25 protein-coding genes are annotated in these 23,497 nt (G+C 63.3%); 18 read left to right on the top strand and 7 right to left on the bottom strand.

Annotation, left to right across the window (positions count from 1 at the left end; all coding sequences use genetic code 11):
* Positions 1-96: 96 nt before the first annotated feature.
* The 3 genes from G5134_RS06585 (at position 97) to G5134_RS06575 (ending at position 4,378) form a co-directional block, all read left to right on the top strand.
* Entirely contained in the window at positions 97-1,404 is a 1,308-nt protein-coding gene (locus tag G5134_RS06585; protein WP_408840133.1) for a serine dehydratase subunit alpha family protein, read from the top strand.
* Positions 1,405-1,570: 166 nt separating this feature from the next.
* Positions 1,571-2,971 carry an L-cystine transporter gene (locus tag G5134_RS06580; RefSeq protein ID WP_017779299.1) on the top strand — a complete coding sequence of 467 codons (1,401 nt, stop codon included), beginning with the start codon at positions 1,571-1,573 and terminating at the stop codon, positions 2,969-2,971.
* 78 nt (positions 2,972-3,049) lie between these two features.
* Positions 3,050-4,378, top strand: a complete 1,329-nt coding sequence (locus tag G5134_RS06575) for a CoA-disulfide reductase (protein ID WP_208200318.1) — start codon at positions 3,050-3,052, stop codon at positions 4,376-4,378.
* A 134-nt stretch (positions 4,379-4,512) separates the two neighbouring features.
* Here the strand turns inward: G5134_RS06575 and G5134_RS06570 are convergent, their stop codons facing one another.
* Entirely contained in the window at positions 4,513-5,268 is a 756-nt protein-coding gene (locus G5134_RS06570) for an outer membrane protein assembly factor BamD (RefSeq protein ID WP_005306434.1), read from the bottom strand.
* A 117-nt stretch (positions 5,269-5,385) separates the two neighbouring features.
* Here G5134_RS06570 and rluD point away from each other — a divergent pair, with 117 nt between their 5' ends.
* From rluD to G5134_RS06550, 4 genes are all read left to right on the top strand, one after another.
* Positions 5,386-6,366 (top strand): 23S rRNA pseudouridine(1911/1915/1917) synthase RluD, encoded by a 981-nt coding sequence (gene rluD, locus G5134_RS06565; protein ID WP_010635820.1) that lies wholly within the window; start codon positions 5,386-5,388, stop codon positions 6,364-6,366.
* A gap of 122 nt (positions 6,367-6,488) precedes the next feature.
* Positions 6,489-7,226, top strand: coding sequence for a peptidoglycan editing factor PgeF (gene pgeF / locus G5134_RS06560; RefSeq protein ID WP_421163929.1), 738 nt, complete (start codon positions 6,489-6,491; stop codon positions 7,224-7,226).
* Positions 7,227-7,399: 173 nt separating this feature from the next.
* Entirely contained in the window at positions 7,400-9,973 is a 2,574-nt protein-coding gene (gene clpB, locus G5134_RS06555; protein ID WP_421231926.1) for an ATP-dependent chaperone ClpB, read from the top strand.
* A gap of 58 nt (positions 9,974-10,031) precedes the next feature.
* A complete protein-coding gene (locus G5134_RS06550) occupies positions 10,032-10,856 on the top strand; it encodes an MBL fold metallo-hydrolase (RefSeq protein WP_065018516.1) in 825 nt (274 codons plus the stop codon).
* 209 nt (positions 10,857-11,065) lie between these two features.
* On the opposite strand, the gene asnA is transcribed toward G5134_RS06550, so the two are convergent.
* Positions 11,066-12,058 (bottom strand): aspartate--ammonia ligase, encoded by a 993-nt coding sequence (gene asnA, locus G5134_RS06545; protein ID WP_010635824.1) that lies wholly within the window; start codon positions 12,056-12,058, stop codon positions 11,066-11,068.
* Between the two features lie 153 nt (positions 12,059-12,211).
* Here asnA and asnC point away from each other — a divergent pair, with 153 nt between their 5' ends.
* Complete coding sequence (gene asnC, locus G5134_RS06540) at positions 12,212-12,673, top strand: transcriptional regulator AsnC (RefSeq protein WP_005306422.1); 462 nt, start codon at positions 12,212-12,214, stop codon at positions 12,671-12,673.
* A gap of 82 nt (positions 12,674-12,755) precedes the next feature.
* Here asnC and G5134_RS06535 read toward each other — a convergent pair whose 3' ends face one another.
* Positions 12,756-13,520: a substrate-binding periplasmic protein gene (locus G5134_RS06535; protein WP_124250285.1), complete on the bottom strand. Its 765-nt coding sequence runs from the start codon at positions 13,518-13,520 to the stop codon at positions 12,756-12,758.
* 86 nt (positions 13,521-13,606) lie between these two features.
* On the opposite strand from G5134_RS06535, the gene G5134_RS06530 reads away from it, so the two are divergent.
* The gene (locus tag G5134_RS06530; protein ID WP_005306418.1) at positions 13,607-14,143 is read left to right on the top strand and encodes a DUF2301 domain-containing membrane protein; all 537 of its coding nucleotides are present in this window, start codon (positions 13,607-13,609) and stop codon (positions 14,141-14,143) included.
* Here the strand turns inward: G5134_RS06530 and G5134_RS06525 are convergent.
* Positions 14,140-14,544 carry a CBS domain-containing protein gene (locus tag G5134_RS06525; RefSeq protein WP_065018518.1) on the bottom strand — a complete coding sequence of 135 codons (405 nt, stop codon included), beginning with the start codon at positions 14,542-14,544 and terminating at the stop codon, positions 14,140-14,142. The genes G5134_RS06530 and G5134_RS06525 overlap by 4 nt on opposite strands.
* 116 nt (positions 14,545-14,660) lie before the next feature.
* Here G5134_RS06525 and G5134_RS06520 point away from each other — a divergent pair, with 116 nt between their 5' ends.
* Complete coding sequence (locus G5134_RS06520) at positions 14,661-15,365, top strand: SDR family oxidoreductase (RefSeq protein WP_017779306.1); 705 nt, start codon at positions 14,661-14,663, stop codon at positions 15,363-15,365.
* A 3-nt stretch (positions 15,366-15,368) separates the two neighbouring features.
* Here G5134_RS06520 and G5134_RS06515 read toward each other — a convergent pair whose 3' ends face one another.
* Positions 15,369-15,872 (bottom strand): 2-amino-4-hydroxy-6-hydroxymethyldihydropteridine diphosphokinase, encoded by a 504-nt coding sequence (locus G5134_RS06515; RefSeq protein ID WP_195879394.1) that lies wholly within the window; start codon positions 15,870-15,872, stop codon positions 15,369-15,371.
* A 129-nt stretch (positions 15,873-16,001) separates the two neighbouring features.
* Here G5134_RS06515 and G5134_RS06510 point away from each other — a divergent pair, with 129 nt between their 5' ends.
* The 4 genes from G5134_RS06510 (at position 16,002) to G5134_RS06495 (ending at position 19,394) form a co-directional block, all read left to right on the top strand.
* Positions 16,002-16,094 (top strand): YnhF family membrane protein, encoded by a 93-nt coding sequence (locus tag G5134_RS06510; protein ID WP_005306410.1) that lies wholly within the window; start codon positions 16,002-16,004, stop codon positions 16,092-16,094.
* Positions 16,095-16,192: 98 nt separating this feature from the next.
* Positions 16,193-17,593 (top strand): sensor histidine kinase, encoded by a 1,401-nt coding sequence (locus G5134_RS06505; protein WP_065018519.1) that lies wholly within the window; start codon positions 16,193-16,195, stop codon positions 17,591-17,593.
* A gap of 8 nt (positions 17,594-17,601) precedes the next feature.
* On the top strand, positions 17,602-18,117 hold the full coding sequence (locus tag G5134_RS06500; protein ID WP_017764803.1) for a hypothetical protein: 516 nt from the start codon (positions 17,602-17,604) through the stop codon (positions 18,115-18,117).
* On the top strand, positions 18,114-19,394 hold the full coding sequence (locus G5134_RS06495) for a sigma 54-interacting transcriptional regulator (RefSeq protein ID WP_065018520.1): 1,281 nt from the start codon (positions 18,114-18,116) through the stop codon (positions 19,392-19,394). Before G5134_RS06500 ends, G5134_RS06495 begins: the two co-directional genes overlap by 4 nt.
* Positions 19,395-19,467: 73 nt before the next feature.
* On the opposite strand, the gene G5134_RS06490 is transcribed toward G5134_RS06495, so the two are convergent.
* Positions 19,468-19,950 (bottom strand): DUF1097 domain-containing protein, encoded by a 483-nt coding sequence (locus G5134_RS06490; protein ID WP_010635831.1) that lies wholly within the window; start codon positions 19,948-19,950, stop codon positions 19,468-19,470.
* A gap of 370 nt (positions 19,951-20,320) precedes the next feature.
* Between G5134_RS06490 and msrP the strand changes: the two genes are divergently transcribed.
* Together msrP and G5134_RS06480 are read left to right on the top strand one after the other, a co-directional pair.
* Positions 20,321-21,322 carry a protein-methionine-sulfoxide reductase catalytic subunit MsrP gene (gene msrP / locus G5134_RS06485; protein WP_065018521.1) on the top strand — a complete coding sequence of 334 codons (1,002 nt, stop codon included), beginning with the start codon at positions 20,321-20,323 and terminating at the stop codon, positions 21,320-21,322.
* A 97-nt stretch (positions 21,323-21,419) separates the two neighbouring features.
* Entirely contained in the window at positions 21,420-22,052 is a 633-nt protein-coding gene (locus G5134_RS06480; protein ID WP_065018522.1) for a protein-methionine-sulfoxide reductase heme-binding subunit MsrQ, read from the top strand.
* Positions 22,053-22,096: 44 nt separating this feature from the next.
* Here the strand turns inward: G5134_RS06480 and G5134_RS06475 are convergent, their stop codons facing one another.
* On the bottom strand, positions 22,097-22,342 hold the full coding sequence (locus G5134_RS06475; RefSeq protein WP_017764800.1) for a PepSY domain-containing protein: 246 nt from the start codon (positions 22,340-22,342) through the stop codon (positions 22,097-22,099).
* 63 nt (positions 22,343-22,405) lie between these two features.
* Between G5134_RS06475 and G5134_RS06470 the strand changes: the two genes are divergently transcribed.
* Complete coding sequence (locus G5134_RS06470; protein ID WP_011707718.1) at positions 22,406-22,738, top strand: PepSY domain-containing protein; 333 nt, start codon at positions 22,406-22,408, stop codon at positions 22,736-22,738.
* A gap of 86 nt (positions 22,739-22,824) precedes the next feature.
* Positions 22,825-23,481 (top strand): response regulator transcription factor, encoded by a 657-nt coding sequence (locus G5134_RS06465; RefSeq protein ID WP_005306366.1) that lies wholly within the window; start codon positions 22,825-22,827, stop codon positions 23,479-23,481.
* Positions 23,482-23,497: the final 16 nt, after the last annotated feature.

Here is a 23,497-nt window from a genome sequence, read left to right as displayed (position 1 = left end):
AGCCCGGCATCTCCCGCCATACTGGTTATATGTCGCTCCGCCGTTGCACGGCGGGCCGGACAGCACAATACATGCCCCCATGCGGGCACCATGAACATGAGACACATCGCAATGAACGCACAATGGACCGACTTTATTACCCTGCTCAAGCGTGAAGTGGTGCCGGCCCTTGGCTGCACCGAGCCCATGTCGGTCGCCCTGGCGGCGGCCAACTGCCGCAAGCTGCTGGGGCAGGTGCCGACCCGCGTCAGCGTCTGGGTCAGCGGCAACCTGTTCAAGAACGGCATGGGGGTCGGGGTGCCGGGCACCGGCATGATAGGGCTGCCGGTGGCGGCCGCTGTCGGCATCACCGGCGGCAACCCGGATGCCGGGCTGGAGGTGCTCAAGACCCTCACGCCAGCTCAGGTTGAAGCCGCCAAGGCGCTGCTGCCCGCCATCAAGGTGGACGTGAAGGACGTGCCGGACGTGCTCTACGCCGAGGTGCTGGCAGAGGTGGAGGGCCACAGCGCCCGGGTGGTGATCTGTACCGACCACACCCGCATCATCCTGATGGAGCGCGATGGCGAGGTGCTGATGGCGCAGGACAGCGCCCCCGGTGTGCAGATCCAGGCCGCGCCTGCCAGCAAGCCCGCCATGACCCTGCGCGAGATCGTGGAGTTCGCCCTGCAGGTGCCGCTGGCCGAGATCGACTTCATCCGCGAGGCGGCCACTATGAACCAGGCGCTGGCGGACGAAGGGTTGCAGGGCTATGGCCTGCGTATCGGCAAGATCCTCACCGAGCAGGTGGAGCGCAAGCTGCTCTCCGATGACCTGATGACTCTGGCCATGCGCCTCTCTTCCGCCGCCTCCGACGCGCGGATGGATGGCGCCATGCTGCCCGCCATGTCCAATTCAGGCTCCGGCAACCAGGGCATTGCCGCCACCATGCCGGTGGTCGCCGCCGCCCGCTTCCTCAAGGCGAGCGACGAGCAGCTGACCCGGGCGCTGGTGATGAGCCACCTGGTCGCCATCTACATCAAGACCTACCAGAACAAGCTGTCGGCCCTCTGTGCCGCCAGCACTGCCGCCATGGGGGCGGGGGCCGCCATCACCTGGCTGCTGGGTGGTCAGTTCGAGCAAATTAGTCACTGCATCAACAACATGATTGGCGACGTTTCCGGTATCATCTGCGACGGTGCCGGCAGCGCCTGTTCCATGAAGGTCTCTACCTCCACCTCGGCGGCGGTGAAGTCCTCGCTGATGGCCATCAACAATCTGCGGGTCCCCCAGAGCGAAGGCATCGTCTCCGACGACGTGGATCAGACCATCGCCAACCTGGGCCGCCTCTCCAAGCAGGGGATGCTGGATACCGATATCGAGATCATCAACATCATGCGGGCCAAGCAACAAGGCAAGGCCGAGTGATGCAAGAGGGTGGCGCAGGCCACCCTCCGTTTTTCTGCCAGCTGGCGCCACCCCGGCCATACCGGGGGGCGCGCCGCCACGACGCGGCAGGTTTCAGGGAGGAGTGCGTACAGGGCACTCATCCGCACACTTCGGGCCTGGCCCGATCATTTTGGGGAATATCGTCATGACTCTTAGCGTTATAGGTAATCTGGCCATCCTGGCCATGTTGCTGCTGTTTCTCTATCGGTTGCAGCAGACCCACGTCAGCTTCACCCGCCGGGTCTTCTCGGGGCTGGGGCTGGGCATCCTGTTCGGCGCCGCCCTGCAGCTGCTCTACGGGGCCGGTTCCGACGTGCTGGTGCAGACCGGCGACTACCTGGATATCGTCGGCAGCGGCTACGTGAAGCTGCTGCAGATGATCATCATCCCGCTCATCATGGTCTCCATCATCGGGGCCATCCTCAAGCTCAACGGTGGCACCGCCCTTGGCAAGATCAGCGCCATGACCATTGGCGTGCTGATCTTCACCACCATGATTGCCGCCGGGGCGGGCATCCTGATGTCCAACCTGTTCGGCCTGACCGCCGAGGGGCTCACCGCCGGCGCCGCCGAAACCGCCCGCGGGGCGGCCTTGCAGACCACCCTCGGCAGCGTCGAGAGCATGTCCTTTGCCAAGATGGTGCTGGAGTTCATCCCGGCCAACCCCTTCCTCGACATGACGGGGGCGCGCAAGACCTCCACCATCGCCGTGGTGATCTTCTCCATCTTCATCGGCCTCTCCGCCACCGGCATCGCCCGCAAGAAGCCGGAGATCTTCGCGAGCTTCGGCCACTTCATGCAGGTGGCCCACGTCATCGTGATGCGGATGGTGACTCTAGTGCTGCGCCTGACCCCCTACGGTGTGCTGGCGCTGATGACCAAGGTGGTCTCCGGCTCCAACTACGCCGACATCATCAACCTGCTCAACTTCGTGCTGGCTTCCTACGGTGCCATCGCCATCATGTTCGCCGTGCACCTGCTGCTGGTGGCGCTGGTGGGCATCAACCCGGCCCGCTTCCTGAAGAAGATCATGCCGGTGCTGGCCTTTGCCTTCACCTCCCGGACCAGCGCGGGTTCCATCCCGATGAACGTGCAGACCCAGACCAAGGCGCTCGGCATTCCTGAGGGGATCGCCAACTTCGCCGCCTCGTTCGGTTCGACCATCGGCCAGAACGGCTGCGCCGGCATCTATCCGGCCATGCTGGCGGTCATGATTGCGCCGACCGTGGGGGTCAACCCCATGGATCCGGGCTTCATCATGACCCTGATCGCCATCATCACCGTCAGCTCCTTCGGGGTGGCCGGCATTGGTGGCGGCGCCACCTTCGCCGCCCTGATCGTGCTCTCCGCGCTGGACTTCCCGGTGGCGCTGGCCGGTCTGCTCATCTCCATCGAGCCGCTGATCGACATGGGCCGTACCGCACTGAATGTCTCCGGCTCCATCACCGCCGGTACCGTCACCAGCCGTCTGCTGGGGGAGACCGACATGGCGGTGTTCAACAGCGAGCAGGAAGTCTGTCTGGACGGTGAAGAGTCCACCATCTGATCCGCCGCGGGAGGGGATCCCTTCCGCCATCAACCACAGGGAGGGCATGCCCTCCCTGCGTCATTGACAGGAGCAAGTATGAGAATCGTGATTATCGGTGGCGAAGCTGCCGGCATGAGTGCGGCCGCCAAGGCGCGCCGACTGGCCAAAGAGGCTGAGATCGTGGTGTATGAGGCGTCCGAGGTGATCTCCTTCGGTGCCTGCGGTCTGCCCTATTTCGTCGGCGACGAGTTTCAGGAGCCCGGCTACATGGCCGAGTTCACCCCGGCGCAGTTCGCCGCCAAAGGGATCGAGGTCAAGACCGGCCACCGGGTGCTGAGCCTGGATGCCGCCGCCCAGACGCTGAAGGTCGAACATAACGGCGACACCTTCACCGATCGCTACGATCGGCTGATGATCGCCACCGGTGCCCGCGAAGTGATGCCGCCCATCCCGGGCCTGCAGCAGGAAAGGGTATTCAGCCTGCGCCGGATGGCCGATGGGCTGGCCCTCAAGGCCGCCGTGCAGGACAAGGCCAACACCCGTGCTGTTGTGATCGGCTCCGGCTTTATCGGGCTGGAGGTGGTCGAGGCGCTGGTCCATCAGGGCAAGGAGGTGCGCCTGATCGAGCTGGCGGAGCGGGTCATCCCGGAGGCGTTCGACAGCGAGATCACCCAGCATATCGAGACCGAGCTGCGTGAGCAGGGAGTCTCCCTCCATCTCGGCGAGCGGGTCGAAGCCCTGCTGGGAGAGGGCCGGGTGACCGGCGTGCGTACCAGCCATGGCGAGTACGAGGCCGACATCGTGGTGGTCTGCACCGGGGTCAAACCCAACACCGAGTTCCTGGCCGATACCGGTATCGAGCGGCTCGGCAACGGCGCTATCAAGGTGGACCGGCAGGGGCGCAGCTCGCTGGCCAATGTCTGGTCGGCTGGTGACTGTGCCAGCGTCTGGCACGGCGTGAAGCTGCAGCAGGTCTATGTGCCGCTCGCTACCATCGCCAACAAGCTGGGGCGCATGGTGGGCGAGAACCTGGCGGGGGCCGAGCAGATGTTCCCGGGCACCCTCGGTTCTGCCGCACTCAAGGTGCTGGGGCTGGAGGCGGGTCGTACCGGCCTCTCCGAGCAGGAGGCCAAGGCGATGGGCATCGACTATCGCACCGTGGTGATCAAGGACAAGTGCCACACCAACTACTGCCCGGGTCAGTCCGACATTCACGTCAAGCTGGTCTATGAGGCAGGCAGCAAGCGGCTGCTGGGGGGTCAGATCCTCGGGCGCAAGGGGGCGGTACACCGCATCGATGCGCTGGCGGTCGCCATCACCATGGGGGTGACCACCGAGCAGCTCGGCATGCTGGACTTTGCCTACGCGCCGCCCTTCTCCCGCACCTGGGATGTGCTCAACGTGGCAGGCAACGTCGCCAAGTAATACACGGCATGACTGATGTGCGCCGTCTTTCCCCATGCCGCCGGCACGGGGTGGTAAAGGGGCATGTCGTTCATGAACAGCGCCCATAAAAAAACCGGAGCCAAGGCTCCGGTTTTTCATTGTGCGGCAAGCGATCAGCTGCGACCGAGACGATTGTCCGGGTAGTTCTTGGCCAGCACTTCGCGGGCGTGCTGGGCCAGGGTCGGCATCTTCAGGGTGTCGTAGGAGTTGATCATGATCTCCAGCGCCTTCTCGGTTTCGGCCGTGTCGGGGTAGGTCTCGACGATCAGCTTGGCCCGGTTGGCGGCGGCGATCAGCGCATCACGCTTCACATAGTACTCGGCCACGCTCAGATCGTAGCGGGCGAGCCGGTTCTTCAGACCGATCATGCGGGCGCGGGCATCGGCGGCGTAGACGCTGTTGGGGTAGTTCTGCAACAGGGTCTTGAAATCCTGGAAGGCCTGACGGGCATAGGAGGGGTCTTTGTCGTCCCGATCGATGCCCAGGAAGTCCTGGAAGAAGTTGTAATCGCCGGCCATGTTGGTCAGACCGCGCATATAGAAGACGTAATCGATATTTTTATGCGCCGGGTTGAGGCGGATAAAACGGTCGATATTGGCGATCGCCTGGGCAGTGTCATCCTGCTTGTAGTAGGCGTAAATGAGGTCGAGCTGAACCTGGTTGGAGTAGGCACCGAAAGGATAGCGAGAATCCAGTGCTTCCAGTAACTCGATAGCATTCAGGTAGTTACCGGCATCCAGCTTGACGCGTGCTTTCTGGTACAGGGTCTCCGGCGGTTCGTCCGGTACCTTGGGTTTGGTGCTGGAACAGCCTGTGATCAAGGTAGCGACCAAGGCGAGTGACATCAGCAGGTGAGACTTCTTTCCCATCAACAACATCCGGTCCATTTCCACGAAATTGGCAAAGTATCCGTTATGCTTGGCTAAAAGAAAAGCTAGAATACCCGGATTATTTCGAATTGATACCCCCCGCTCAAGAGACCATACATGAGCCAGCATATTGAACTGACAGGCGAATTCCAGGATCACCAATTCGGGCAGCGACTCGACCAGGCCCTGGCCGAATTGTTTCCAGACTACTCCCGCACCCGCATCAAGGAGTGGATTTTACAGGACAGAGTGACCCTGGATGGTCAGGTTGCCAATACCCCGCGCGAGAAGGTGCTGGCCGGGCAGAAGGTGCATGTGGATGTCGAGCTGGAAGATGACACCCGCTTCGATGCGCAGGATATCGAGCTCAACATCGTTTACGAAGATGAACACATTCTGGTGATCGACAAGCCGGCCGGTCTGGTGGTTCACCCGGGCGCCGGTACACCCGATGGCACCATTCTCAACGCCCTGTTGCACCGCTACCCGGACATCGCCGAAGTGCCCCGCGCCGGTATCGTGCACCGTCTGGATAAAGACACCACGGGTCTGATGGTGGTCGCCAAGACAGTGCCGGCCCAGACCCATCTGGTGGAAGCGCTGCAGGCGCGCCAGATCACCCGTGAGTACGAAGCGATCGCCATCGGTCACATGACCGCCGGCGGCACCGTCGATGCCCCCATCGGCCGTCACCCGACCCAGCGTACCCACATGGCCGTGGTGCCCAATGGCCGTCCTTCCGTGACCCACTACCGGGTGCACGAGAAGTTCCGCGGTCACACCCGGCTGCGGTTGCGGCTGGAAACCGGTCGTACCCACCAGATCCGCGTGCACATGGCCCACATCAAGCACCCGCTGGTGGGTGATCCGGCCTACGGTGGTCGCCTGCGTCCGCTGCGCAACGCCATCCCCGAGCTGACCGAGGCCCTGCGCAACTTCCATCGCCAGGCGCTGCACGCCACCATGCTGCAGCTGGCTCACCCCATCACGGGTGAGGTGATGCAGTGGCACTCGCCCACGCCGCAGGACATGCTGGATCTGATGGAAGTGCTGCGGGCCGATACCCTGGCCAATCCGGACGATCTGGTCTGGAACTGATAATAAAGAGGGCACGCTTGCGACGATTCCTGCCGTAACCTGCCCTGCATGACTCGAAACGGGGCCCCTTGACTGGTTGCAGCCAAGGGGCCCCGTTTTCATATGAACGAAAGGAGCCACAGATGAAATGGATCGAACCCGACTGGCCGGCCCTGGCCAGGGTCAGAGCCCTGTCGACCACCCGTGACGGCGGCGTCAGCGAGGGGGTCTTTGCCGGCCTCAACCTGGGGGCCCACGTGGGGGACGAACCGGCCAGGGTCGAGACCAACCGGGCCCGGCTGCAGCAGGCGGCCGCCATCCCCGGCGCTCTCAACTGGCTCAATCAGGTGCACGGCACCGCGGTGCATCCCGTCAGCAGCGACTATGGCTGTGCACCGGATGCGGATGCCGCCTGCGCCCGAGACGCGGGGCAGGCCTGCATCGTGATGACTGCCGACTGCCTGCCTGTGCTGTTCTGCGATCGGGCCGGCACCGTGGTGGCCGCCGCTCACGCCGGCTGGCGCGGGCTGCAGGGGGGCGTGCTGGAGGCGAGCATCGCCGCCATGGGCTGCGAGCCGGGCGAGATCCTGGCCTGGCTTGGCCCGGCCATCGGCCCGCAGGCCTTCGAGGTGGGTGGCGAGGTGCGCGAGGCCTTTATGGCGGAGCAGGCTGCAGCAGAGGCAGCGTTTGTGCCTTCGCCCAACGAAGGCAAGTGGCTGGCGGATATCTACCAGCTGGCCCGCCTGCGCCTCGCCCGCGCCGGCGTCACCGCCGTATATGGCGGCGAGCACTGCACCTTCAGCGACAGCGAGCAGTTCTACTCTTATCGTCGCGACGGCCAGACCGGCCGCATGGCTTCCATCATCTGGCTGGCCGAATAAACACTGAGCGGCCCCTTGTTTGCCAAGGGGCCGTGATCCCCTCACGCCTGCATCTGCAGAAAAAATAACCAGTCTCACCCCTTGAAATAGCCCGTACGGGCCTCATCTTTCATCTCAGAAAGTTATGTTGTTTGCCGCGCAAGCGGCGTCTGCCTGTTTGAAGGGGGAGTGCAATGCGCCTCGATCGCCTGACCAGCAAATTCCAGATTGCTATTTCCGATGCCCAGTCTCTTGCGCTGGGTCGTGACCACCAATTCATCGAACCCGTTCATCTGATGACCGCCCTGGTCAATCAGGATGGCGGCTCCATCCGTCCGTTGCTCACTTTGACCGGGATGGATATCAATGCCCTGCGCTCCCGCCTCGGCGAGGAGCTGGATCGCCTGCCGCGCGTCAGCGGCGTGGAAGGGGACGTACAGCTCTCCAACGGCCTCGGACGCCTGCTCAACGTCTGTGACAAGCTGGCCCAGCAGCGCAAGGATCAGTTCATCTCCTCCGAACTGTTCGTGCTGGCGGCCCTCGACGAGAAGGGCACGCTGGGCGAGCTGCTGCGCGCTCAGGGGCTGACCAAAGAGAAACTCGAAGCGGCCATCGACAAGGTGCGTGGCGGCAAGAAGGTGGAGGATGCCAACGCCGAGGAGAATCGTCAGGCGCTGGAGAAGTACACCATCGATCTGACCGAGCGGGCCGAGATCGGCAAGCTTGACCCGGTGATCGGCCGGGATGACGAAATTCGCCGCACCATCCAGGTGCTGCAACGCCGTACCAAGAACAACCCGGTGCTGATCGGGGCTCCCGGCGTCGGCAAGACCGCCATCGTCGAAGGGCTGGCCCAGCGCATCATCAACGGCGAGGTGCCGGAGGGGCTCAAGAACAAGCGGGTGCTCTCCTTGGACATGGGGGCCCTGGTGGCCGGTGCCAAGTATCGCGGCGAGTTCGAGGAACGGCTCAAGGCGGTGCTGAACGACCTGGCCAAGGAGGAGGGCAACGTCATCCTCTTCATCGACGAGCTGCACACCATGGTCGGCGCCGGCAAGGGCGAGGGGGCCATGGACGCGGGCAACATGCTCAAACCAGCGCTGGCGCGGGGCGAACTGCACTGCGTCGGGGCTACCACCCTCGATGAATATCGCCAGTTCATCGAGAAGGATGCCGCGCTGGAGCGCCGCTTCCAGAAGGTGCTGGTGGAAGAGCCGAGTGTGGAGGATACCATCGCCATCCTGCGCGGCCTGAAGGAGCGTTACGAGCTGCACCACCACGTGCAGATCACCGACCCGGCCATCGTGGCGGCGGCCCAGCTGTCGCACCGCTACATCGCGGATCGTCAGCTGCCGGACAAGGCCATCGACCTCATCGACGAGGCGGCGGCCAGCATTCGGCTGCAGATCGACTCCAAGCCTGAGTCCCTCGACCGGCTCGAGCGGCGCATCATCCAGCTGAAGCTGGAGCAGCAGGCGCTGATGAAGGAGGATGACGACGCCAGCCGCAAACGGCTCGAGCTGATCAACCAGGAGATCGGTGAAAAAGATCGGGAATACAACGAGCTGGAAGAGGTGTGGAAGGCCGAGAAGGCCGCCCTCGCTGGCACCCAGCACATCAAGGCGGCGCTGGAGCAGGCCCGACAGGATCTCGACGTGGCGCGCCGCGCAGGGGACTTGGGCCGCATGTCCGAACTGCAGTACGGCCGCATTCCGGAGCTGGAGAAACAGCTGGATCTCGCTACCCAGGCCGAGATGCAGGAGACCAGCCTGCTGCGCAACCGGGTCACCGACGTGGAGATCGCGGACGTGCTGGCACGCTGGACCGGTATTCCGGTGGCCCGCATGCTGGAAGGGGAGCGCGAGAAGCTGCTGCGGATGGAAGATCAGCTGCACAGTCGGGTGATCGGCCAGGAGGAGGCGGTCGAGGCGGTCTCCAACGCCATTCGTCGCTCCCGTGCAGGTCTCTCCGATCCGAATCGCCCCATCGGCTCTTTCCTGTTCCTCGGGCCCACCGGGGTGGGCAAGACCGAGCTGTGCAAGGCGCTGGCCGAGTTCCTGTTCGATACCCAGGACGCCATGGTGCGGATCGACATGTCCGAGTTCATGGAGAAACACAGCGTGGCCCGTCTGGTGGGGGCGCCTCCCGGCTACGTGGGTTATGAAGAAGGCGGTTATCTGACCGAGGCGGTGCGCCGTCGCCCCTACTCGGTGATCCTGCTGGACGAGGTGGAGAAGGCCCACCCGGATGTGTTCAACATCCTGCTGCAGGTGCTGGATGACGGCCGGCTGACCGATGGTCAGGGTCGCACCGTGGATTTTCGCAATACCGTGGTCATCATGACCTCCAACCTGGGGTCGGATCTCATTCAGGAGCACCACTCCGAGAAGGATTACGACGAGATGAAGGCCATGTTGATGGAGGTGCTGGCACGCAGTTTCCGGCCGGAGTTCATCAACCGGATCGACGAGACAGTGGTGTTCCACCCGCTTGGCGAGGAGCACATCAAGTCTATCGCCCGCATCCAGCTCAAGAGCCTGATGAGCCGGCTGGAGGCCCAGGGCTACGAGGTGGAGGTGAGCGAAGCACTGCTGAACAAGCTGGTCCACGCCGGGTTCGACCCCGTCTACGGGGCGCGTCCCCTCAAGCGGGCGATCCAGCACAAGGTGGAGAACCCGCTGGCGCAGGCGCTGCTCTCCGGCCGCATCGTCCCCGGCAAGAAACTGCTGCTGGGGGCCGACAGCAACGGCCTGACCATGACCCAGTAACTGGATCGCAGATAAAAACGCAGGCCCCGAGCCTGCGTTTTTTTTGAGGGGTAATTGCATGCTCACCTTTTCCGTACTGGTGGATGACGATGTCCATCTGCCTGGCTGTCTGCCCGAGAAGGGGCTGTCGCTGCTGCTGGAGTGCGACGGCCTCAGGGTGCTGTTTGACAGCGGCCGTGGCCGGGCGCTGCGCCACAACGCCGCCGTGATGGGGATCGATCTCGCCTCGCTCACCCATGTGGTGCTCTCTCACGGTCACTACGACCATGTGGGCGGGGTAGGCTCGCTGCCCGTCTATCCGACTCCCATTCCTCTCATCGCCTGCCCGGACGTGTTCTGCGAGCGGGGCTACTTCCTGCCGCTTCCCTTCTGGCGGCGCAACCTCTATCGCCTGTCGGGAGTGCTGGAACGGGAGTCGCTGGCGGCCAGAGGCTTGCTCTCCCACTGCTCGGCCGAGCCGGTGTGGCTCTCGGAGCATCTGGTGTTCCTCGGCAGCATTGCGCAGCGCGAGCGGGCCGCCCCCTCGCTGCTTGGCTACATCATGCGGGACGGACGGGTGGAAAAAGACCTTATCAGCGACGACTCGGCGCTGGTCTACAAGAGCGAACAGGGGCTGATCGTCTTTATCGGCTGTGGTCACGCCGGGACCGAGAACATCATCGAGCGGGCGAGGGAGGTGTGTGGCGATGAGCGGATCCACGCCGTCATCGGCGGCCTGCACCTGAAGTTTTCCGGTCCGCAGCGGGCGGCGGCGCTTGGCGCCTATCTGCAGGAGGAGGCGGTGGAGAAACTGTTTGCCTGCCACTGCACCGGCAGCAGGAAAGCGGATCTGCCGCGCCAGTGCCAGATCGGAGCCGGTTTCGAATACCGGTTTTCGGCGTAAAAAAAACGGCAATCCGAAGATTGCCGGGAGGAATGTAGTGAAGCGACCTGACGTGGGTTGAGCGGGTCGCAGGGGCAAGCCCCCGATGGCGAAGCAAGGCCGCTGCCGGTCTTGCCTCTTACAGCCTGCCGGGGTTGCGCTCGCTCAACCCCGACGGCCACTTGCCTGTCGCCATGCCAGCGTGATGACGCCGGCATGGCCTTCATTCGTTACAGCATGCCTTGCACGGCGGCCTTCATCTCGGCCGGCCAGACACCGACCTGAACCTGACCTATGTGCTCTTTTTGCAGCAGCAGCATGGCCAGACGGGATTGACCGATGCCGCCGCCGATGGTTTGCGGCATCCGCGCTGCCAGCAGATCCTGGTGCCAGTCGTACTGCAGGCGATCCTCGTCACCTGTGATGGCGAGCTGGCGGCGCAGCGCCTCGGCGTCGACCCGGATCCCCATGGAGGAGATCTCGAAGCTGTCCTGCAGCACCGGGTTCCACACCAGGATGTCACCGTTCAGACCTGCCAGACCCAGCTCGCTGTGGCTGCTCCAGTCGTCGTAGTCCGGGGCGCGCACGTCGTGGCGCTCACCGTGGGAGAGGGCACCGCCGATACCGATCAGGAACACGGCACCCAGCTCCTTGGCGATGGCCCGCTCGCGCCCCTTGGCGTCGAGATCCGGGTAGCGGGTCAGCAGCTCTTCGCTGTGCACGAACTGGATTTCGGCCGGCAGGAAGGGGGTCAGCTCATGTTCGGCACAAACCGCGCGCTCGGTGGCCTTGATGGCGGCCCAGATGCCGCGCACCGTCTCCTGCAGGTAGGCCAGATCGCGGCGCTCGCTCGGCATCACCTTCTCCCAGTCCCACTGATCCACGTAGACGGAGTGGATGGGGGTGAGGCGATCCTCGTCCGGACGCAGTGCCTTCATGTGGGTGTAGATGCCTTCGCCCGGACCGAAGCCAAAGCGGCCCAGGGTCTGGCGCTTCCATTTGGCCAGTGAGTGCACCACTTCGTAGCTGTGCTGCGGCAGGGTCTTCACCTTGACCTGCACCGCATTCTCGTGGCCAGAGAGGTTGTCTTGAGTGCCATCACCGACCCGGCTCAGGATGGGGGCTTGTACCTCCATCAGACCCAGTTGCTGGGCGAGTTGGCGGGAGAACATCTCTTTGACGAAGCTGATCTGTTGCTGGCTGCGAATGTAGTGCTGTTTCATGCTGAATACCTGTCTTGAACCCGTTGGATGTGAGGATTCTTCAACAGAACGCCAGCCAAATTCAATATTCGATAATAGAAATAGGCTTTGTGTATTTTTTTCTTCAAAATATACGGGTGATTAATGATGAATCATCAAAGGGAGTGCAAAAAAGTGCCGGAAAATTATCGGATCGATAATCTCGATCAGGCCATCCTCACCGCCCTGATGGAGAATGCACGGCTGCCTTACGCCGAGCTGGCAAAACAACTGCTGGTCAGCCCGGGCACCATCCATGTGCGGGTGGAGAAGATGAAGCAGGCGGGCATCATCGAGGGAACGCGGGTGCAGGTGAACCCGAAGAAGCTGGGTTACGACGTCTGTTGCTTCATCGGGATCAACCTCAAGAGCGCCAAGGACTACCCGTCGGCGCTGGCCAAGCTGCAGGCGCTGGACGAGGTGGTGGAGGCCTACTACACCACGGGCCACTACAGCATCTTCATGAAGGTGATGACCCGCTCCATCGACGAGTTGCAGACCGTGCTGATCCACAAGATCCAGACCATCGACGAGATACAGTCCACCGAGACCCTGATCTCGCTGCAGAACCCGATCCTGCGGGATGTGAAGCCTTGAGCCGGGTTGCATGAGGGGGCAGCGAGACGCTTGTCTTGTTGCAGAACCCGAGCTTGCGGAATGTGAAGCCCTGACCGGCCAGTCAGGGTTCGATATAGGGGATGCCGTACTTGTCGTAGAGGGCCTTGAGCCGGCCATCGCGTTTCATGCGCAGCAGCTCGGCGTCATAAGCCGCCATCTGGGCCGGGGTATTCTGGTCGGCGCGGGCGCGGGCCCAGGTGTTGAAGTAGGGACTGCTCTTGAGCGGTTTGGGCAGGTAGTCGAGCTTGCCCTCCAGCCCCTCCTCCCTGATCTGGGCGAAGGCGGTGACCAGCGGCATGGGTACGGTATCGATCCGCCCGGCCAGCAGCTTGCGCAGCTGCAGCTGGTTCATGGTGATCTCCTGGAAGTGATAGGAGGGATCGGTGAGGGCGGCGGCCAGCTCGGGGGTATAGGAGAAATCCTTGGTCACCCCGATGCGCCAGGGTTTCAGGTCGGCCAGCGTCTCGTAGCGGATCTTCAGCAGGTCGGCCTTGCGCACGAAAAAGTGCCAGCTGTGGCGGATATGGGCCTGTTGGGGGTAGATGAGGTAGCGTTCCCGCTCCGCCTTGTAGGAGTGGGTCATCACCACATCGCAAACACCGGTTTCTGCGTTGCGGGTGAGACGGGCACCGGAATCGGCCAGCTCGATCTTGATGGGGATCTTGAGTCTGCCAAAGATGGCGGTGACGATGTCGACATCGAGCCCTCTGGGCTGCTGAGCGGCATCGAGGTATTTGAGCGGGGGTTCCATCGTGCCACAGACGATCAGCTCCCTGGCAAAGGGGCTGAGCGGGAACAGTAGCCAAAGCAGGTGGATTACACGCAAACTACCTCTCCTGAACCCATTTGAAGATTATTTGGCACCTGATACCAGTATATTGGGTTGCCCCTGATTCGTAGAGGCGACTGTATATGGCAAACCCTGAAATTGAAAGCGAGCTGGACGGCATCGACAGGCTGTCGGTCTGCCTCTATCGCCTTGGCTTGAGTCTGGCAGCCTTGCTGCTGCTGTGTCGAGGGGCAAGCTTGCTGATCGGGCAGGATTTTTTGACGCCGGCACAGTGGCTGACGGCGCTGGCCGTGGCCAGCGGGGTATGCGGCCTGTGCCTGCATGTCTATGACAAGCGCATTCGCTTCTTGCTGCAGGGGCTGGGCTGGGGCGCCCTGTTGCTCAGTGCGAGCGGGGCGCCGGATGTGCTGGTGCTGGGTGCGGCCCTGGCCACGCTGGCGGGGTTGGCCTTCAAGGAGCAGTTCTGCTTCGCCATTCCGGGGATCAGGGCGGTCCCCTTGCTGCTGCCTTTGCTATGGCTGCTGGAGCTGGCCGGCATCGGCTGGGCCGCCGCCCTGGTGGCGCTGGTGTGTGGCGCGCTGCTTTGCCTGCTCGCGCTGGCCAAGTGGCGGATGCCCCTGCACTTCGATATCGGCGACAAGGGGCGTTACCAGATTTAGGTGGGCAGGCAGGCCTTCATCTGCGCGTTGAGGGCCTGCATCACCTGCCGGCGGCTGATGATGCCTATTACCCGATTGCCCTCCAGCACCGGATAGACCTTGGGTTTGGCCTCGGTCATCTGGCGGGCCAGCTCCAGTATGCTGTCGTCCGGGCTGACCGAGAGCGGGGCCCGGTTCATCAGATCCTCCACCCGGGTGCGGGTATCGCAGTGGTAGCTGCCGGTGAGCAGGCTCGGGATGCAATCCTGCTCGGAGAGAAACCCGATCAGCCGTTGCTGCGGGTCCAGCACCGGCAGGCCGCTCAGGCCGGCGTCATGCAGTCGGTCCAGCGCCTCGGCCAGGCCGAGCTGCGGGGTGAGGGAGTGGGTCAGACGGCTCATGTGATCGCGGATCTGCAACATGGAAGTGGCTCCGTAAGGTGATGATGGGGCCACTATGCCCGCCGGATGGCGGCAACGGCCAATGGCTTGTGCCGTGGGGATCGATAGGCATTCCTGCGGATAAGAGAGGAGGGATTATGCGTGCATTGGTGACAGGATGTGGCCGTCGGCTCGGTTTCTATCTGTGCGAACAGCTGGTGGCGGCAGGCTGGCAGGTAACCGGCAGCTATCGCAGCGAGCGACCCGAGCTGGCGCGGTTGCGGGCGCTGGGGGTGACGCTGGTGCAGGCCGACTTCAACCGGGAGCAAGAGGTGGGCCGGCTCATCGAGGTGCTGGCCTCCCAGCCGGATCTGGCGCTGGTGATCCACAACGCCTCGGCCTTTGAGCCGCAGGCGAGCGAGCCGGCGGCCCAGCTGGCCCAGTTTGATCAATTCTACCGGGTGCACATGGCGGCCCCCTTCCAGCTCAACCGGGGGCTGGCCCCTCAGCTGGCGCGCCATCCCAACGCCAGCATCATCCACATCACCGACATCTATATCCATGCCCCGGCGCCCCAGTTCGCCAGCTATGTGGCCACTAAGGCGGGGGCCCATTCGCTCGCCATGAGCTTTGCCCGCGAGCTGGCGCCGGCCATCCGGGTCAACACCATAGAGCCTGGCCCCATTCTGTTTCTCGACGAGCATGGGGATGAGTGGCGTGAACAGGTGCTGGCGAAGACGCCGCTGGCGCGGGAAGGGGGGCTGGCGCCCATCTGGCAGGCGGTGCAGTTGCTGATGCAGAACGACTACATGACCGGGGCCAGCATCCGGGTGGATGGTGGCCGCGGTCTGGCCGTTATCTAGCCATCAACAGGGGATGGCCATGTCGCGCTGCAGGGCAACGGGGGACAGGCCGACCTGCCCCTCCTCGATCACCTTGCCCGCCATCAGCCGGGTGTGCAGCGGCAGGGTCACCTTGGGGTCGTGCACCTCTCCTTTGCCGTAGAGTTCTGCCAACAGCTCGTCGAGATAGGCGTCAACCCGTGCGGCGGAGAAGTCGTCGTCCTCGCTGCTGGCCAGGATGTCGATGTCCAGCGGGCGGTCCCGCACCTTGCAGTGCGGATCGCTGCGATCCCGGCCGTGGGCCAGCTCCATGGCGACGAAGTGTGCCTTGAGTCGGGGCTGAGCCAGCTCGCTCTCGGCGACAAACAGGCAGTTGAGAAAGTCATGGCTTGAATGCATGCCGACCGGCTTGGTCTGGATCACCGAACTGAGCCGCAGGCGGCCAAAGTGGGCAAGCAGCTCGGCGACCGCCTGGCCGACATGCTGGTGGGGGTCAAGATTCGACCCTATGCTACACAGATAGAACATGTCATCAGTCCTTTGATAGGGCTCATCTGAAATTCTTACACAGCTCACGGTTATCGGCTTAACTATGCATTAACATCGATTCGTCTGTTGTGATCAGGCTCTATCATCTTGGCAAGAAAGGAGATTTGCATGAGTGTGGAACTGAAATGGGCACTGCTGACCGCCTCGGGTGCGTTGGCCATGATCCTGATTATCTGTGTGGTATCCGTGGGTCTGGCATGACCCCGGATAGAGAGCATGAACCGGCCCTTTGGCCGGTTTTGCTTTTTGGGGGAGTGCGGATATGCTGACCCACCCCAGATGAAGTGAGACCGCACAAGATGACCAAGGTACGCCCACGCTCCCTGCTGCAAGTGGTATTGATGGGGTTCGTCCTGGTGTTGATGCCGCTGGGCGGCATGATCTGGCATGACAGCCAGGCCCTCGACCACCTCAGCCAGTTGACCAGCGACGAGCTGGAGCGGGCGGTGCGCGATACCCGCCGGGCTACTCTGCTGACCACCCAGGCCATCGATCTTGAGCGCACCCTGCGCCGTTATGCGGTGCTCGGGGATGAGCGCATCCTGACCAGCTACCAGCAGCAGCTGGCGAGCTACCGCGACCAGCTGGCCGCCCACCAGAGTTCCATTCCTGACGCCGAGGCCTATGGCGGCATCGAGCAGGCCCTCGTCTGGCTCGACAGCCTGCAGGATCTTCCCCGGGCCAAGGCCGAATCCAACAGTCCCAAGTTTGACGAGTTCAACGAGGCCAACCAGCAGCTCGAGATCATCACTCGCAGTCAGGTAGACGATCACGTCAGCAAGGTGCGGGCCACCATCGCTGCCCTGATGACCGAGATCTGGTGGGTCAGCGGCTTCGTGGCGGTGCTCAGCCTGCTGCTGGTATTGCTGTTTACCTACCTGATCATCCACCCCGTGCGTCAGATTGAGTCGCGGATCTTGAGTCTGGGGGCCGGTGTGGAGCCGGACAAGCGGCCGGTGGACGGGCCGGCCGAACTGGTGCTGCTGGGGGAGCGGATCGGCTGGCTGCACGACAAACTGAAGGAGCTGGAGCAGCAGAAATACCAGTTCCTGCGCCACGTTTCCCACGAGCTGAAGACCCCGCTGGCGGTGCTGCGGGAGGGGGCGGATCTGCTCTCCGAGCAGCTTGTAGGGCCGCTCACCCAGGATCAGCAGGAGATCTGCCAGATGCTGGAGGAGAACAGCCGGCGCCTGCAGACCCTGATCGAGCGGCTGCTCGATTTCAACCGGCTCAGCCAGCAGGAGGTGTTCACTTTGACGCCGGTGGCACTGGCGCCCCTGCTGTCAGAATTATCTGCAGAATACCGGCTGGCGCTGGAATCCAAACAAATCAGTGTACACTTGCCGACCGATCCGATCACGCTGAAAGCGGAGCCATATCGCTTGCGGCTGATCCTCGATAATCTGTTCTCCAATGCGGTCAGCTACGGCGCCAAGGGAGGGCAGATCTGGATCCGTGCCGGGCAGGATGGCAACGGCAGCTGGCTGGAGGTGGCCAACGAGGGGCCCGCCATTCCCGTGGCCGAACGGGAGCGGATCTTCGAACCCTTCGAGCAGGGCAGTATTGTGCGCCAGGGCTTGCTGAAAGGCTCCGGAATGGGGCTCTCCATCGCCCGGGAATCGGCGATGAGCCTTGGCGGCGAGTTGGTATTGGTTGAAGATGAACAGGCGGATGTCTGTTTCCGGTTGACGTTGAAGTGAAGCCCAAGATGAAACAATGTGTTGTTCCGGTATTGATGATGAGCCTGCTCACAGGCTGTTCCCTGCTGCCAGCGCGTGACCCGGCGGCGTCGCCGGATCTTGCCCTCGCCAAGCGGATGGAGTTTGCCAACAAGGAGATGCAGGTGCGCCTGCAATACTCGGACTGGCTGCTGGCCAGCCATGCCCAGCAACGGGCCCAGGAGCGCCAGCGCCTCAAGGGGGCTACCGACCTCGAGAGCCGGGTCAGCCTGGCCATGGTCAACACCCACCCGTCCGAATCGGTGGCAAGCCGGCGAGCCGGTCTGGACAAGCTCAAGAGCCTGCTGCCCGAGCTCGGCCTGGATGCCCAGGCCTTCCTGCGCAGCTGGATTGCCCTCGGCGAGGAGCTGCTGGCCCGTGACAGCCGACGCGACGATCAGAGTCAGGAGGTGCAGCGTCTGCGCCGCCAGATCGAGCAGCTCTCCGCCATCGATGAACAGCTCAATCAGCGCAAGCTGAATGGCAACGGCGAGGCGCTGAAATGAGTCGCATCCTGCTGGTTGATGATGATGCCAGCCTGCTCAAGCTGATGAGCATGCGTCTGCGCAGCCAGGGTTATGAGGTGGATACCGCCGACAGCGCCGAAGGGGCGCTGGACCGGTTGCGTCAGCAACGGGCCGATCTGGTGCTGAGCGACTTGCGCATGGCCGGCATGGACGGGCTGGCGCTGTTCGAGCGGATCCAGTCCCAGTGGCTGGGGCTGCCGGTCATCATCATGACCGCCCACGGCACCATTCCCGATGCCATTCAGGCGACCCGCTCCGGGGTATTCAGTTTTCTGACCAAGCCCATCGACAAGGACGAGCTGTTCGCCACCATAGAGCATGCGCTGAGCCTGACGCGCCCAAAGCAGCGCCAGGAGTGGCAGTCGCTGATCCTGACCCGCAACCCGCAGATGGAGCAGTTGCTGATCCAGGCCAGCAGCATCGCCACCATGGAGGTGCCGGTGCTGATCATGGGCCCTTCCGGTTCCGGCAAGGGGGTGATGACTCAGGCGCTGCACCAGGCCAGCAGTCGGCGTGATCAGCCGCTGTATGTGATCAACTGTGCCGCGCTGCCCTGGGCTGCGCTGGATCTGCAGCTGTTCGGCGAGGATGGCCAGTCCGGCCTGTTTGAGCAGGCCAAGGGGGCGACCCTGTTTCTCGACGAGATAGGGGACCTGTCGGAGTCGCTGCAGGCCAAGCTGCTGCAGGTATTGCAGGAGTACGGCCAGGGCACGCCTGAGGTGCGGGTCATCAGCTCCAGCCATCAGGATCTGGTGGCGGCGATGGAGGAGGGGCGCTTTCGGGAAGATCTCTTCTATCGGCTCAACGTGGCCAACATCACACTGCCGCCCCTCAGTGCCCGCAGCGAGGATATCCCCTTGCTGGCCAGGCAGGCGCTGGACGAGTATCGCAGCCGCCATGGCGAGTGCGCCGCCCTCGGCTTCTCGCCGGAGGCGCTGGCGCTGCTGGCGGCGGCGGCCTGGCCCGGCAACGTGCGCCAGCTCTACAGTGTGGTGGAGCAGCTGGCCAGCCTCTGCTGCAGCCCGGTGATCGGTGCCGCCATGGTGGAGTCTGCCCTGAGTGGCGGCAGTGGCGGCATCCCCTCGTTCAACGAGGCGCGGGCCGAGTTCGAAAAGGAGTATCTGATCCGGCTGCTGCGCACCACCGAGGGCAATGTGACCCTGGCGGCCAGCATGGCGGGCAGAAACCGCACCGACTTCTACAAGCTGTTGAACCGGCACGGCATAGAAGCGGCGAACTTCAAGTCGAAGGGATAAATGACAGAGGGGCGGCCCGTCGATGACGGGCCGCCCCTCTGGTTTCAGACCGAATCGGTCACGTTAGGCCGGCTCAAGCCGGGTCGGTGACGCCAGCCGTGGCGTGGGTTTTCTGGGTTTTATGGGAGAGCCACAGGCCGCTCGCCTTCATCAGGTAGCCAAACAGCGCACCTATCACCAGCGATGGCAGGATCAGTCGCCACTCTCCCGCCGCTCCGAAGGTGGCACAGCAACCGGCGAAGGTGCCGGGAATGTAGGAGAGCCACTGCTGCCTGGCCTGCACGCACATCAGGGTCGCCACCACCCCGGTCATCAGGTAACCCGCCACCCCGGCGCCCCACCAGGCGTCGCCATGGATCAGCAGCAGGGCCCACAGCATGCCGCTGGCATTGCACAGCAGGGTCTGCAGCAGCGCCTTGTAGCCGCCGCTGGAGGCAAAATAACTGGTGCAGCCGAGGAAGCCGACCCAGGAGATGAGGCCGAGGGTGACGGCGACCCAGCCCCAGACGGCGGAGAGGATCCCGGTCGTGATGGCGATGGCGATCAATGGGCTCATGGCGTGACTCTTCAGTAGTGAAATCCGGAAAAAGGGGAGCCTACCCCGCGCAGGGGGGGCGGCAAGCAGGGGCGGAATTGTGTGTGATCTGCATCACTCATTTCAACTCAGGAATACGCTTGCGCTCGCGAAAAAAATTCATGGTGAGGCGGTCGTGTCTGCACCATAGTTAGAGGCCCTGTCCTGCTCATGGAGTGAGTCTGATGGTGCCAAATGTGATCGTTCCCCTGCTGGTGTTCGTAGTGCTGTTTCTGGTCGGAACCATGGCCAAGGCACTGCCCCTCTATCAGTTCATGTAATTTTCCGTGAAATAAAACTCGGCCGGGGCGGGTCTTATGATTGTAACCCTCATCGCCCCGGGAGTTTTTCCATGTTGCTCAAGCGCCGCTCTGCCCATCACCTCACCGAACAGGATGTCACGCCGGAAGCCGTCTATCAGGATCGTCGCCTGATCCTGAAAGGGCTGGGGCTCGGCGCCGCCACCCTGGCGTTGCCGACCCAGGCCGGGGTGCTCGATCTCTTCTCTGGCGACAAGCCGGCACCGGTCGCCACCCGGGCGCTCAACATCCACGCCGCTGCCAGGCCGGAGGGGCTGATCCTCACGCCGGAGGAGAAGGCCACCACCCACAACAACTTCTACGAGCTGGGCACCGACAAGGGGGATCCGGCCCGCAACGGCCACTACCTCAAGCCCGAGCCCTGGACCCTGAAGGTGGAAGGGGAGGTGGCCAAGCCGTTTACCCTGGATGTGTGGGATCTCATCAACAAGAGCCCGCTCGAGGAGCGTATCTACCGGCTGCGCTGCGTGGAGGCCTGGTCCATGGTGCTGCCCTGGAGCGGCATCGCGCTGGCGGACCTCATTCGCCGGGCCGAGCCCACCAGCCGCGCCAGGTTTGTAGCCTTCGAGACCCTTTATGATCCGGAGCAGCTGCCCGGTCAGGCTTCCCGCTCCCTCGGCGGCGGCATCGACTATCCCTATGTCGAGGGGCTGCGCATCGACGAGGCGATGCATCCGCTCTCCTTCCTGGCGATGGGGCTCTACGGCAAGGCGCTGCCAGCCCAGAACGGCGCGCCGATCCGGCTGGTGGTGCCCTGGAAGTACGGCTTCAAGAGCATCAAGAGCATCGTCTCCATCCGGCTGGTGGAGGAGATGCCACCCACTACCTGGAACCTGCTGGCCCCCAACGAATACGGCTTCTACGCCAACGTCAATCCAGCGGTGGATCACCCGCGCTGGAGCCAGGCCAGCGAGCGCTTCATCGGCGAGGGGGGCATCTTCGGCGCCAAGCGCCAGCCGACCCTGATGTTCAATGGCTATGCCGACGAGGTGGCCTCGCTCTATCAGGGGATGGATCTGAGAAAATGGTATTGAAACTGACGCTCTGCCCGAACGGTGTCTTGCCCCCTTCTCCCCTTGTGGGAGAAGGGTTGGGGATGAGGGGTGGGAAAAACATAACGGGAACTGCGATATGACGCCGAGACTGAAAACAGCCCATATCAACGGCTTGCGCCTGCTGGTACACCTTGCCTCGCTGGGGTTTCTGCTCTGGCTGCTGGTGGCCGTGCCCGGCGGTCTGCTGGGAGGGGATCCGGTACAGGGGCTGACCCACTATCTGGGCAAGGGGGCGCTCAATCTGCTGTTGCTCACCCTGCTGGTGTCGCCGCTGGCCAAACGCTGGCGGCAGGGGCAGCTCATCAAGCTGCGCCGCCCGCTCGGGCTCTGGTGCGCCGCCTGGGCCGGTCTGCACTTTATGGTCTGGCTGGGGCTGGATCTGCAGTTTGACTGGCGGCTGATTGGCGGCGAGCTGGTCAAGCGCAGCTACATAGTGGTGGGGATGGTGGCGCTGCTGTTGCTGCTGGCGCTCAGCCTCACCTCGATCCCGGCCCTGCTGCGGCGCATGGGGCCGGCCTGGCAGAAGCTGCACAACTGGATCTACGCGGTGGCCCTGCTGGTGCCGGTGCACTACTGGTGGTCGCTCAAGAGCGGCTGGCAGGAGCCCCTCATCTACCTGTTGCTGGCCTGTGCCCTGCTGGTGCCACGCCGCGACAAGCTGCTGCGCCCCTGGCGCCGGCTTCGGCCACAGAAACTGAGGGAGGCATGAGGTCTTAAGTACGCCGCCCCGACAACCCGCAATAAAAAAGAGGCCTAGTCGGCCTCTTTTTTGATGTCACCCGTATGGGCGTCGACCAGGAGTCGCACCCGCTGCCCCTGGGCATCCAGGGTTTCCACCTCGAATTTGTCCCCTTCCAGCTCCACTTCCCGAATGTCGTGATACCCTTGGGCCACCAGCAGCTTGACCAGCCCGGCCATGTCGAGACGGCTCTCGACCGCCCAGCCGAGGGTGGCGAAGAGGCAAAGGATCAGCAGGAAACTGCGTCGGATCATATTCATTCCGGATTCATGGCTGGCAGACTATAAACGGCATTATGTTAGGTTTTGGGAGATGAATCATCCATGAATAGAGCCCTGTCTCTGCTTGGGTTGCTGCTGCCGGCACTGGCACAGGCGGCCACGCCGAACGAGGCCTTGCTGCAGCAGGCGGTCAGCGAGGGACGGGTGCGCCCCTTTCATGAGGTGATGGAGGTGGCTTCCCGCTTGCCGGTACGGGTGCTGCGGGTCGATTTGGGGGAGGAGGACGGCATCTGGCTGTACGAACTCAAGCTGATCGACAGCGAGAACAGCGTCATCAAGGTGGGCTATCGGGCCGACAACCTGGAGATGGTGTGGCTCAAGGGCCACCATCTGGAGCGGCTGTTCGAACCGCGCCCGCCCCCGGAAGAGGAGTGATGGAGTGAGTCCGCGAACGCGCCGCCACCCGGTTCGTTCCCCAACCGCCGCCGGTACCGGCACCACCCTGCTTTGGATACCCATTTATGCGAATTCTGATAGTTGAAGATGAGAAGACCCTGGCGGGCCAGCTGGCGGAACAGCTGCGCCTGTCCGGTTTCGTGACCGACCTCTGCCACGACGGCAACGAGGCCGGCTTTCTCGGCGAGACCGAGCCCTACGACGCCATCATTCTGGATCTCGGTCTGCCGGGCCGCGATGGCTTGAGCGTGCTGAAGGAGTGGCGCAGCAAGGGGATCGACACCCCGGTACTGGTGCTGACCGCCCGTGGCCAGCTGCACGAGAAGATCGAGGGGCTCAACGCCGGGGCCGACGACTACCTCACCAAGCCGTTCCAGGTGGCCGAGCTGGTGGCCCGGGTCCATGCTCTGGTACGGCGGGCGGCGGGCAATGCCAGCTCGATTCTGGAGATCGGCGGGGTGCGGCTCGACATGGCGGCCTCCCAGGTGTGGTACGAAGGCACCCCCATCAAGCTCACCGCCCACGAGTTCCGGGTGCTCGGCTATCTGATGCAGCACAGGGGCAAGGTGGTGTCGCGCAGCGAGCTGATCGACCACATCTACGCCCAGGATTTCGACCGCGACTCCAATACGGTGGAGGTGTTCATCGGCCGGATCCGCAAGAAGACCCACGCCGATCTCATCGAGACGGTGCGCGGCCTCGGCTACCGGATCAACGAATGAGCCGGCACTTGATGCC

Source organism: Aeromonas sp. 600276, assembly GCF_049175815.1.
Classification (GTDB): Bacteria; Pseudomonadota; Gammaproteobacteria; order Enterobacterales; family Aeromonadaceae; genus Aeromonas; species Aeromonas dhakensis.
The sequence above is the reverse complement of the archived record's forward strand: the minus strand, read 5'-3'. Positions and strand labels throughout refer to the sequence as shown.

Excerpts from the sequence above, each read along its gene's own strand:
- G5134_RS06585 (WP_408840133.1), top strand. The coding sequence starts at position 97 with ATGAGACACATCGCAATGAACGCACAATGGACCGACTTTATTACCCTG.
- G5134_RS06580 (WP_017779299.1), top strand. The coding sequence starts at position 1,571 with ATGACTCTTAGCGTTATAGGTAATCTGGCCATCCTGGCCATGTTGCTG.
- G5134_RS06575 (WP_208200318.1), top strand. The coding sequence starts at position 3,050 with ATGAGAATCGTGATTATCGGTGGCGAAGCTGCCGGCATGAGTGCGGCC.
- G5134_RS06570 (WP_005306434.1), bottom strand. The coding sequence starts at position 5,268 with ATGGGAAAGAAGTCTCACCTGCTGATGTCACTCGCCTTGGTCGCTACC.
- rluD (WP_010635820.1), top strand. The coding sequence starts at position 5,386 with ATGAGCCAGCATATTGAACTGACAGGCGAATTCCAGGATCACCAATTC.
- pgeF (WP_421163929.1), top strand. The coding sequence starts at position 6,489 with ATGAAATGGATCGAACCCGACTGGCCGGCCCTGGCCAGGGTCAGAGCC.
- clpB (WP_421231926.1), top strand. The coding sequence starts at position 7,400 with ATGCGCCTCGATCGCCTGACCAGCAAATTCCAGATTGCTATTTCCGAT.
- G5134_RS06550 (WP_065018516.1), top strand. The coding sequence starts at position 10,032 with ATGCTCACCTTTTCCGTACTGGTGGATGACGATGTCCATCTGCCTGGC.
- asnA (WP_010635824.1), bottom strand. The coding sequence starts at position 12,058 with ATGAAACAGCACTACATTCGCAGCCAGCAACAGATCAGCTTCGTCAAA.
- G5134_RS06530 (WP_005306418.1), top strand. The coding sequence starts at position 13,607 with ATGGCAAACCCTGAAATTGAAAGCGAGCTGGACGGCATCGACAGGCTG.
- G5134_RS06525 (WP_065018518.1), bottom strand. The coding sequence starts at position 14,544 with ATGTTGCAGATCCGCGATCACATGAGCCGTCTGACCCACTCCCTCACC.
- G5134_RS06520 (WP_017779306.1), top strand. The coding sequence starts at position 14,661 with ATGCGTGCATTGGTGACAGGATGTGGCCGTCGGCTCGGTTTCTATCTG.
- G5134_RS06515 (WP_195879394.1), bottom strand. The coding sequence starts at position 15,872 with ATGTTCTATCTGTGTAGCATAGGGTCGAATCTTGACCCCCACCAGCAT.
- G5134_RS06510 (WP_005306410.1), top strand. The coding sequence starts at position 16,002 with ATGAGTGTGGAACTGAAATGGGCACTGCTGACCGCCTCGGGTGCGTTG.
- G5134_RS06505 (WP_065018519.1), top strand. The coding sequence starts at position 16,193 with ATGACCAAGGTACGCCCACGCTCCCTGCTGCAAGTGGTATTGATGGGG.
- G5134_RS06500 (WP_017764803.1), top strand. The coding sequence starts at position 17,602 with ATGAAACAATGTGTTGTTCCGGTATTGATGATGAGCCTGCTCACAGGC.
- G5134_RS06495 (WP_065018520.1), top strand. The coding sequence starts at position 18,114 with ATGAGTCGCATCCTGCTGGTTGATGATGATGCCAGCCTGCTCAAGCTG.
- G5134_RS06490 (WP_010635831.1), bottom strand. The coding sequence starts at position 19,950 with ATGAGCCCATTGATCGCCATCGCCATCACGACCGGGATCCTCTCCGCC.
- msrP (WP_065018521.1), top strand. The coding sequence starts at position 20,321 with ATGTTGCTCAAGCGCCGCTCTGCCCATCACCTCACCGAACAGGATGTC.
- G5134_RS06480 (WP_065018522.1), top strand. The coding sequence starts at position 21,420 with ATGACGCCGAGACTGAAAACAGCCCATATCAACGGCTTGCGCCTGCTG.
- G5134_RS06475 (WP_017764800.1), bottom strand. The coding sequence starts at position 22,342 with ATGAATATGATCCGACGCAGTTTCCTGCTGATCCTTTGCCTCTTCGCC.
- G5134_RS06470 (WP_011707718.1), top strand. The coding sequence starts at position 22,406 with ATGAATAGAGCCCTGTCTCTGCTTGGGTTGCTGCTGCCGGCACTGGCA.
- G5134_RS06465 (WP_005306366.1), top strand. The coding sequence starts at position 22,825 with ATGCGAATTCTGATAGTTGAAGATGAGAAGACCCTGGCGGGCCAGCTG.